This is a genomic window from Sandarakinorhabdus sp., assembly GCF_031430775.1.
Lineage (GTDB): Bacteria > Pseudomonadota > Alphaproteobacteria > Sphingomonadales > Sphingomonadaceae > Sandarakinorhabdus.
On sequence record NZ_JANPCD010000151.1, the window covers coordinates 1 to 9,432 of the forward strand.

Sequence of the window (9,432 nt, forward strand, 5' to 3'; positions counted from 1 at the left end):
ATCCTGACCGACATCAACTGTACTGCGCTTGCCACACGCAAAACGGCAATATAGCGGGATTTCATGATAATCAGATCCCTTGCTGCCCTTGTCGGCGCTGTCATGCTCATGGGCGCCGCACCCCAGCCGGCCGATCCGGTGCTGCAGGCGGTTATTGCCAATGCCCGCGTCGCAGCACCGGCATCGATGAGCTTTGAGCGCAGCACCCGGGCCAGCGCCCAGCGCAAGGGCGAAGCCGCGCAGCCGACCACTCGCACCGACCGGTGGGACGGCAAGGCCTTCACCTTGCTCAGCGTCAATGGCAAGCCGCCCACGCCCAAGGAAGCCGAGGATTTCAAAAAGGCAGCATCATCGCGGCCGGTGCCCGGCTATTACCGTCTGGCGGACATCCTCAAGGCCGGCGCCGTCCGCCAGGCCGACGCCCAGGGCCGGACCGTTTATCGCATCGCCGCCCTTCCCAAGGGCAGCATCAACGTCGGCAAGGATGTGTCGGCCAATGTCACCGGCGAATTCCTGGTCGATACCAGCGGGCCCAGGCCATATGTGTCCCGCGCCCGGTTCGTGCTGGCCAAGCCTGTGTCCTTCTTCATGGTGGCCCGGATCGATTCACTGGATATCGTCAACGACTATCGCCTCGGTCCCGATGGCCGCCCGCATCTGGCGCGGGTGACACAGGCCATGTCGGGCGCACAATTCGGCAACGAAGGCTCCACCCGCTCGGAGACGAGCTATACGATGTTGCGATAATCGGGGTTGCGATAGACGGAACATCCGTCACGCAATCGCAACTTGTGTTGCAGTGCATCAGTGCTACATCGACGAGCCATGCGACATATAAGTCTATTGGCCTTGCCCCTGTTCCTGTTGGGGACTGCTTCACTTGCTGCCACAGATGGTCTTCGAGACGTGCTGGTGGCCCAGGCCAGTCAGCTTGATCCGGCAAGGCTGGCCTTTGACCGCACCACGGTTTCGGTGAAGCGCGGCCCCGGCATCAATACGAAAAAGACGGTCGTCGAACGCTGGAATGGCCGGCGCTGGACGCTGCTCTCGATCAACGGCGGCAAGCCGACCGAAAAACAGAAAACCGATTTGCAGCAAGCCGCATCATCCGCGCCGGTGCCCAGCTATCACAACATTGCCCGCATGCTGACGGCGGCCGGCGATGTCACGGCCAATGCCGATGGCACCCGCACCCTGAAAATTCCGGTGATGCCGGCAGGCACCGTGCGCACCGATACCGGCGATATTTCCAAGCATCTGACCGGCGAAATGACCATCGCCGAACAGGGCGGCAAGCCCTATGTCCAGCGCCTCAAGGTCACGGCCCGCGAGACATTCAAGCTGAACATGCTGATCAAGGTCATCGCATTCGAACAGATCAGCCATTACAAGCTGGATACCAGCGGCACGCCGCGCCTTGCCAGCCAGACCGCCGATTCCTCCGGTTCGATGTTCGGCTTTGGCGGCGGCGAAAAAAGCGAAGTGACCTACAACTATCGCTGAGCCTCCGCATGCCGCGGCCTAACACAATCACAGGATTGCGAGCGTGAGCGGCGGGCTTTAGCGTGGCCGGCGTATCCTGTTTCTCATAAGGCCTTTTCCATGCGTTTTTCCGGCACTTCCGGCTATGTCGCCACCGATGATCTGAAGGTGGCAGTCAATGCCGCCGTCACCTTGCGCCGGCCGCTGCTGGTGAAGGGTGAACCCGGCACCGGTAAGACAGTGCTGGCCCAGCAGATTGCCGCCGCCTTTGATGCGCCGCTGATTGAATGGAACGTCAAATCGACCACAAAGGCGCAGCAGGGCCTGTATGAATATGATGCGGTTTCGCGCCTTCGTGACAGCCAGCTTGGCGATGCCCGGGTCCATGACATTTCCAACTACATCAAGCGCGGCAAGATGTGGGAAGCCTTTACTTCGGAAAAGCTCCCCGTCCTGCTGATCGACGAGATCGACAAGGCCGATATCGAGTTTCCCAACGATCTGCTGACCGAACTGGATCGCATGGAATTCGATGTCTATGAGACCGGCGAGCGGGTGAAGGCCGCCGTGCGCCCCATCGTCATCATCACGTCGAACAATGAAAAGGAACTGCCCGACGCGTTCCTGCGCCGCTGTTTCTTCCATTACATCAAATTCCCCGACCGCGAGACGATGGAAGCGATCGTCCGCGTCCATTACCCCGATATCCAGCGGGCGCTGGTGGCCGAGGCGATGAACATCTTCTTCGATATCCGCGATGTGCCGGGCATGAAGAAAAAGCCCTCCACCTCCGAACTGCTCGACTGGCTCAAGCTGCTGATGCACGAGGATTTGCCCGTCGAAGTGCTGCGCAACCGCGATACCAAGACGCTGATTCCGCCGCTGCACGGTGCCCTGCTCAAGAACGAATCCGATGTGATGCTGTTCGAACGGCTGGCGTTCATGAGCCGGCGCAACCAGGGCTGAACCGGCGTCTTCGGCACTGCGAACCGTTCGGAAGTAGACGAAGTTGACGGTTTCAGGAGATTTTCGCGTGCGTGCATGGGGCGAATAATCTGCTCGTCGGCATCGTTGCGCCCGCTCCTTTCACCGCCAGTGTAACCCGGAATACGGGGTGTAGGACAGGGCCGGGGCGGGCCTGAGCCCGCCTGTCACTTCGGCGTGAAAGCCAGCACCGCCCGCCCTGTCCCCAGCGGCGCGGCAGCGGTATAAAGCACCACTGCGAGCCTGCCGGCGCGCAAGTCTGCCCGGGCCAGCGCGTCGAGCACCAGATCGGCGCTGGCACGTTTCTGTCCGCGCAGCATCACGGGCGCCAGGATCGGCCCCGGCCCGCCTTCGTGGCTGCGATGCAGCGCGACGGCAATCGGCGTATCCTTGCCGCTGCCGCTGGCCGTCACATCTGCATGCATCCGCGCCGTCGTCGGGTCAAAGGTGAAGCGGATCGTGGCTTTGGCATTGCTGCCGCCGGCAAGGTTCACCACAGACGTTTGCCGCCCCGGCGGCTTGCCCGCCATCAGCGGCGGTGTGCTGAACGGCGGCTGGCGCGGCTTGGCCAGTTGCTCCCAGCCATAAGCCAGCGCCAGCAGGCGGGGCTCGCTGAAGGCCGGGCCGAGCAGTTCCAGCCCGACCGGCAACCCGCGCGGCGTGAAACCGGCCGGGATGGCAAGCGCCGGCAAGCCGGTGTCCACGCTCAGCCGGCAATTATTGGCAACATCCTGCGCGCCGATCACCGGCGGGCGCCCAAGCGCGGTGGGATAAAGCAGCACGTCAAGGCGCTCCTTGGCGAACAGTGCATCCGTCACCGCCCGGACCACACTGCGCTTGGCCAGCGCCAACTGATGGCCGGGCGATTGCCGACCAGTCTCGGCCAGCATCTCACGTATATTCTTGTCGAGTTGGTCATGGTGCAGCCCGGCATTCACGATCTGCGCCAGCGATTTGACCGGTGCGCCCGGATTCGTCGCCAGATAGCGCTGAAGATCCTCGGCAAATTCGAACTTTCTGGCGTTACTGTCGGTCAGCATCTCTGCAAGCCCGGGGATTGCCACATCAATCACCTCGGCCCCTGCCCCGCACAGCGTCGCGATTGCCTGATCATAAACCAGCTTGCCGTCTGCATCGTCGGGCACAATGGCGAACAGGCTGCGCAGCACGCCGATGCGCGCGCCCTTCAACGCGCCGGCTTGCAATGCCCCGGCATAAGATTTGGGCATCTGCGCGTCCGCCCCCTTGGTCACCGCATCCGCAGGGTCCTCGCCTGCCGTTGCATCCAGCATGACCGCCAAATCGGCAACACAGCGCGCCAGCGGCCCCGCAACGTCCTGCGTATCGGAAAGCGGGATCACGCCGCTGCGGCTAGCTAGCCCGCGCGTGGTGCGGATGCCGAACAGGTTCTGATAGGCGGCCGGAATGCGGATCGAACCGCATGTGTCGCTGCCCATGCCGGCGGCGGCAAAGCTGGCGGCAATCGCTGCCCCGGTGCCGCCGCTGGAGCCACCCGGCGAGCGGAGCAGATCATAGGGATTGCGCGACTGGCCGGTGAACGAGGAGATGGTCGTGATGCCATAGGCCAATTCATGCATCGTGGTCTTGCCCAGAATGATGGCGCCAGCCGCGCGCAGCTTGGCCACCTGATGGGCATCCCGTGTCGGCTGGAACGTCGCCAGCGCCAGCGTGCCGCCGCTGGTCGGCATGTCGCTGGTATCGAAATTGTCCTTCACCAGCACCGGAATGCCGTGCAGCGGGCCGCGCGGACCCTTGGCCGCGCGTTCCTTGTCGAGCGCCGCCGCCTCGGCATCTGCTGCCGGGTTCAGGGTGACGATGCTGTTCAGCGCCGGGCCGGCTTGATCATAGGCCGTGATGCGGGCGCGATAGGCCGCCACCAACTGCCGGGAGGTGACCACACCACTGGCCATCCCTGCTTGCAATTCGGGGATTGATGCCTCGGTCACCTCGATGCCAGCCGTTGGCTGCCGCGCCGGCTGCGGAGCCGCCTGCACGGACGCCGCCATCGCCGTCATCGCCAAAGCAACGCCGCTGCTGCGCTTCATCATCATTCCCCTTTGGCCCCTAACGCCCGCAGCAAAGGCCAGCGCGGCCGCGCCGTCAATGCACAGCGCAGCGAAAGGTCAGCGCAGCATCAACCCGCCATCGATAGCCAGGCTCTGGCCGGTGATATAGCTGGCGGCCGGGCTGGCGAGGAACAGGATGGCTTCGGCGATTTCCTCAGGGCGGCCCCAGCGGCGCATGGGGATGGCCTTCATCAGGCGTTTTTCATGGTCGGGGTTTTGCCGTGCGCCTTCGGTCATGCGGGTTTCGATGAAGCCGGGGGCGACAAGGTTGACGCGCACGCCGTCGGTTGCCCATTTGTCGCCCAGCGCCCGCGTAAGGCCCAAAAGCCCGGCCTTTGACGCGGTATAGGCCGGGGTTTCGCGCAGGGCGAGGAAGCTGGCGAGGCTGCCGACGTTGACGATGCTGCCGCCGCTGGCCTTGAGCAGCGGGTGCAGGCGCACCGACAGGTCCATCACTGCGTTCAGGTTGGTATCGATAACCGCCTCGAATTCTTCCTGTTCGTATTCGCGCGGGGAGCCGCGCCCGGCGTTGTTGACCAATATGTCGAGCGCGGTGAAATGGCTGGCGACATCTGTGCGTGCCTCCGGCCAGGTCAGGTCCGCCTGGATGTAATCGGCGCCGATGATGGGACTGTCATAGCAGTCGAGACGGGCGCGGGTGCCGGTGACCGTGACGCGGGCGCCCATGGCGATCAGCGCCTCGGCCGTGGCGCGGCCGATACCCTGCGTGCCGCCGGTGATGAGCGCCGTTTTGCCGATAGCCCAATGTTCCATGGCCGTGTTCATGCGCTCAGCCCCCCATCGATGACCAGCGACGTGCCGGTGATGTAACGCGCCATATCCGACGCTAGAAACAGGATTGGCCCGGCAATGTCGTCAGGCTCGCCGATGCGGGCCAGCGGCACTTGGGCGGTGGTGGCGGCAAGCCGGCCCGGATGTTCCCAGGTGATGGCAGTCATCTTGGATCGCACCAGCCCCGGCGCCACCAGATTGACGCGCACACCCTGCGGCCCGAACGCCTGTGCCAGCGTGCGCATCAACGTCAGCAGCCCGCCCTTGGACGCCGAATAAGCCGGCTGGCCCACCGTGCCGCGAAAGCTGGCAACCGAGCCGACCATGATGATATTCCCGCGCACCGCCGCAAGGGCTTCGCGGAATTTCACCGCCAGCTGCATCGGCCCCGTAAGGTTGGCCGCCAGCACATCGGCAAAGGTATCGATTTCGAACTCACGGCGTTTGTAGGCGACCTTGGCACCGGCGACGACCAGCACATCCAGTGATGTGACGCCGGGATCAAAGGCCGCAACCGCCGCGACGTCACCCTGATCGAGCCGGTGATATTCCATGCCCGCAAGATCGCCATCGGTGCCGGCATAATCGGCAGCGCTGGCCCGCGTGCCGGTGACGATCACGCGGGCGCCGCCCGCCAGAAAGCCGCGCGCCGCCGCATTGCCGATGCCGGTGGAGCCCCCTGTCACAAGCACGGTCTTGCCCGCAAAATCAAAAACCGACACGGTTGCCTCCTCAATCAAGCGGGGACTTTCGGCCATGGCGCTTCTGGACGGCAAGGTAGCGGTTGTGACAGGCGCCGGGCGCGGGCTGGGGCGGTGCCATGCGCTGGCGCTGGCGGCGGCGGGGGCGCGGGTGGTGGTGAACGACTTCGGCGGCAGCGTGACTGGCGGCAGCAGCGTGACTGGCGGCGGCAGCGTGACTGGCGGCGATGTGGTCGAGGACGTTGCCAACCTGGTGGCCGAGGAAATCCGTGATCTGGGGGGCCAGGCGGTGGCCAATCATGCCAGCGTCGCCGATTGGGCCGGCGCCGGCACCATCATCGCGCAGGCGGTCAGCGTGTTCGGAGACGTGGACATTGTCGTCAACAATGCCGGCATCAATCGCCCGGCCAGTATCGCCGACCTGACCGAGGCGGATTTCGACCTGGAAACCGGTGTGCATCTGAAGGGCACCACTGCCGTCTGCCACCATGCCGCAAAATTCTGGCGAGACCGGGGACACAGCGATGGCCGGGCCATCATCAACACCACATCGCCGGTGGGGGTACACCCGATGCCGAACGGCGGGCCATATGGTGCCGCCAAGGCCGGCATTGCGGCGTTGACGATGGTGCTGGCGCAGGAGCTGGCCGGGCTGGGCGTGCGGTGCAATGCGATTGCCCCGGCGGCGCGCACCCGCATGGTGATGGCATCGCCCGATGTCGATGTGCTGATGCCGAAAACTGCCGGCTTCGACCGGCACTTGCCCGATCATGTCAGCCCGCTGGTGGTCTATCTGGCGTCATCGCTGAACCGGTTCACGGGGCGGATTTTCGGCGTCGAAGGCCCGGATGTGGCGCTGTATCAACCCTGGAGCGCAGACACTTTGTTCACTTACGATGGCGCCTGGACGGCGCAGGCGCTGGCGGACGCAATGGACGACGCGGCTATGCAGGCCGATATTCGCGCATTCTATCCCGGCGGCCGCATCGACACGCGGTTCCCGCCGAACCGGACGCTCAGGGCGCTGCGGGGGGATTGAGTTCTCCGGCGAGCCGGCGGCCGAGCAGGGAGAACCGCTTGCGTTGCGCCAGCATCGGCGCCTCGATCATGTGCCAGGACGAGGCGGCAAACAGCGTCACCGGCAGCAGCGACGCCAACAGCAGCCAACCCCAGTGCGAAAACGCAAAGCTGGCCTGCATCGCCTGCAGGATGGGAAAATGGCACAGATAGACGCCGTAGCTATAATCGCCGCTGCGAAAGCCCGGCGGGCGCGGCAGCTTGAGCAGGCCGAGCCAGGCGACCAGATAAACACAAGGGAACAGCATCAGCAGCGCCAGGACCGGCGATTTCGACCAGGTCAGGCCATCGACCAGCAGCGATGTCGCTACCAGCATGGCGATGATCACCGCCGCGATGCGCCCGTCGAACGGGATGTGGCGGCGGGCGAGATAAAAGCCTGCACCGCCGAGAAAATAAGGGATGAGCAGCGCGCCTTGCGTTGTCAGGCCGAAACGCAGCAGCTTGTGGATCAGTTGCGGCTCCTGCCCCTGCGCCGTGAACGCATAGATCGTCGCGACGCACAGCCAGAGCAATGCAACGACCATCAACAGCCACCAGCGCTTCAACTGCCCGGCGGCCATCAAGGTCGCCATGATCAGGTAGCAGGTGATTTCCCATGGCACCGTCCACAGCGAGCCATTGACTGCCGGCCCCAGCGGTGAATCCGTGAACACGCCGGGCAAGGTATACCGCACGACACCGACAACGTTGAGAAAATAGGTGATGAATCGCTGGTCGCCGACATAGGCCAGCAAGCCGCGATCGGTCATCATCGGGCCGATGACCAGCGCCGACAGGCCCACGACCGCCGCCAGCGCCGGCAGGATGCGGAGCGACCGGCTGAGCATGAACTGCCGCACGTTCAACCGGACCGCCGACCCGGCGACAAGAAACCCCGACAGCGCAAAAAACATCGGCACCATGGTTTCAAACGGGATCCAGAACAGGCTCGCCTTGCCCGGCAGCGGCGAGCCGGCGCCGATGGTCCAGGCGTGCCAGACGACCACTTCGTAGCAGAGCACGAGCCGCAACGCATCGAAGCCGGGGCCAAAGCCCCCGACTTCTGCAAAACGATCCTCGAAACTGCGCAACCCCGGACGCCCTATTCTTGTTTTTGATTCTGACGCGCCGGCAAAGCACAGCGGGCCGCCGCCCGCAACGGGCAATGATGCGGCAGGCACCGTGCCATCGCATGCTGTCGGGCGATTGTAAGCTGGAAACGATGAAGGCATCGTCACCATGGACGGCAATTCCGCTGCAGGCTTCACTTGGCGGCACGCCGGCGTTCGCCCCCTCTCAAGAACAACGTGCTGTGCGTGCGCTGCCAAGCTGATAGTGTGCCGGCATGTTCCTGACCTTTCTTGATGAACTTCGCAGCGCGAAGATACCGGCCTCCCTCAAGGAGCATCTGACGCTGCTGGAGGCGATGCAGGCCGATGTCATCGATTGGTCGATCACCGATTTCTATTATCTGGCGCGTGCGACCTATGTGAAGGACGAGGGACTGCTCGACCGGTTTGACATGGTGTTTGCCAAGGTTTTCAAAGGGCTGGAACCAAGCGTTGAAACCGGCGAGGCCGAGATCCCGCCAGACTGGCACAACGCCGTCGCCGAGTTGAACCTGACGGCCGAGGAACTGGCCGAGCTGGAGAAGAAGGGCTGGGACAAGCTCATGGAGACGCTGCAAAAGCGGCTTGAGGAGCAGAAGGAACGCCACGAAGGCGGCAACAAATGGATCGGCACGGCGGGCAAATCACCGTTCGGGGCGCAAGGATCACACCCCGAGGGCATCCGCATCGGCCAGAAGGAAGGCCGGCAGGGCAAAGCCGTCAAGGTCTGGGACAAGCGCGAGTTCAAGAACCTTGATTCGCAGATCGAGCTTGGCACCCGCAACATCAAGGTGGCGCTGCGCCGCCTGCGCCGCTTTGCCCGCACCGGCGCGGCAGACGAGCTGGACATGGACGCCACCATCAACGGCACGGCGAAAAAGGCCTGGCTCGATATTGTGATGCGGCCTGAGCGGCACAATGCCGTCAAATTGCTGCTTATGCTGGATGTCGGCGGCTCGATGGACCCCCACATCAAGCTTTGCGAGGAGCTGTTTTCGGCAGCCAAGTCGGAGTTCAAGCATCTGGAGTTCTTTTACTTCCACAACTGCCCGTATGAGGCGCTGTGGAAGGACAACAAGCGCCGCTGGTCGGAACGCACGCCGGTGATGGAACTGCTCCACAAATTCCCGCATGATTACAAGCTGCTGTTTGTCGGTGATGCGTCGATGAGCCCGTATGAAATCAACTATCCGGGCGGCAGTGTCGAACATTGGAACG

The 9,432-nt window shown here is 63.7% G+C and carries 9 protein-coding genes; 5 read left to right on the forward strand and 4 right to left on the reverse strand.

Features of this window, described 5'->3' with window-relative positions; genetic code table 11:
• The first annotated feature begins 63 nt into the window (after window positions 1–63).
• The 3 genes from RMQ73_RS09655 to RMQ73_RS09665 all read left to right on the forward strand — a co-directional run bounded on the left by RMQ73_RS09655 (window position 64) and on the right by RMQ73_RS09665 (window position 2,448).
• Entirely contained in the window at window positions 64–747 is a 684-nt protein-coding gene (locus RMQ73_RS09655; RefSeq protein WP_310497984.1) for a hypothetical protein, read from the forward strand.
• A gap of 117 nt (window positions 748–864) precedes the next feature.
• Complete coding sequence (locus RMQ73_RS09660; RefSeq protein WP_310497985.1) at window positions 865–1,503, forward strand: hypothetical protein; 639 nt, start codon at window positions 865–867, stop codon at window positions 1,501–1,503.
• A 99-nt stretch (window positions 1,504–1,602) separates the two neighbouring features.
• Window positions 1,603–2,448: a MoxR family ATPase gene (locus RMQ73_RS09665; RefSeq protein WP_310497986.1), complete on the forward strand. Its 846-nt coding sequence runs from the start codon at window positions 1,603–1,605 to the stop codon at window positions 2,446–2,448.
• A gap of 185 nt (window positions 2,449–2,633) precedes the next feature.
• Here the strand turns inward: RMQ73_RS09665 and RMQ73_RS09670 are convergent, their stop codons facing one another.
• The 3 genes from RMQ73_RS09670 to RMQ73_RS09680 form a co-directional block, all read right to left on the reverse strand.
• Window positions 2,634–4,538, reverse strand: a complete 1,905-nt coding sequence (locus RMQ73_RS09670; RefSeq protein WP_310497987.1) for an amidase family protein — start codon at window positions 4,536–4,538, stop codon at window positions 2,634–2,636.
• Between the two features lie 72 nt (window positions 4,539–4,610).
• On the reverse strand, window positions 4,611–5,339 hold the full coding sequence (locus tag RMQ73_RS09675) for an SDR family oxidoreductase (RefSeq protein WP_310497988.1): 729 nt from the start codon (window positions 5,337–5,339) through the stop codon (window positions 4,611–4,613).
• Window positions 5,336–6,067: an SDR family oxidoreductase gene (locus RMQ73_RS09680; RefSeq protein ID WP_310497989.1), complete on the reverse strand. Its 732-nt coding sequence runs from the start codon at window positions 6,065–6,067 to the stop codon at window positions 5,336–5,338. Before RMQ73_RS09680 ends, RMQ73_RS09675 begins: the two co-directional genes overlap by 4 nt.
• A gap of 34 nt (window positions 6,068–6,101) precedes the next feature.
• Here RMQ73_RS09680 and RMQ73_RS09685 point away from each other — a divergent pair, with 34 nt between their 5' ends.
• Entirely contained in the window at window positions 6,102–7,085 is a 984-nt protein-coding gene (locus RMQ73_RS09685; protein WP_310497990.1) for an SDR family NAD(P)-dependent oxidoreductase, read from the forward strand.
• Here RMQ73_RS09685 and RMQ73_RS09690 read toward each other — a convergent pair.
• Entirely contained in the window at window positions 7,063–8,196 is a 1,134-nt protein-coding gene (locus RMQ73_RS09690) for an acyltransferase (protein WP_310497991.1), read from the reverse strand. The two genes, RMQ73_RS09685 and RMQ73_RS09690, sit on opposite strands and share 23 nt — an antisense overlap.
• A gap of 254 nt (window positions 8,197–8,450) precedes the next feature.
• Here RMQ73_RS09690 and RMQ73_RS09695 point away from each other — a divergent pair.
• Window positions 8,451–9,432: VWA domain-containing protein (locus RMQ73_RS09695; protein WP_310497992.1), on the forward strand; the 982-nt coding region annotated here is incomplete at its 3' end.

What these genes read in the sequence shown, in the direction of transcription:
- RMQ73_RS09655 (WP_310497984.1), top strand. Translation starts at nt 64, where the DNA reads ATGATAATCAGATCCCTTGCTGCCCTTGTCGGCGCTGTCATGCTCATG.
- RMQ73_RS09665 (WP_310497986.1), top strand. Translation starts at nt 1,603, where the DNA reads ATGCGTTTTTCCGGCACTTCCGGCTATGTCGCCACCGATGATCTGAAG.
- RMQ73_RS09670 (WP_310497987.1), bottom strand. Translation starts at nt 4,538, where the DNA reads ATGATGATGAAGCGCAGCAGCGGCGTTGCTTTGGCGATGACGGCGATG.
- RMQ73_RS09675 (WP_310497988.1), bottom strand. Translation starts at nt 5,339, where the DNA reads ATGAACACGGCCATGGAACATTGGGCTATCGGCAAAACGGCGCTCATC.
- RMQ73_RS09685 (WP_310497990.1), top strand. Translation starts at nt 6,102, where the DNA reads ATGGCGCTTCTGGACGGCAAGGTAGCGGTTGTGACAGGCGCCGGGCGC.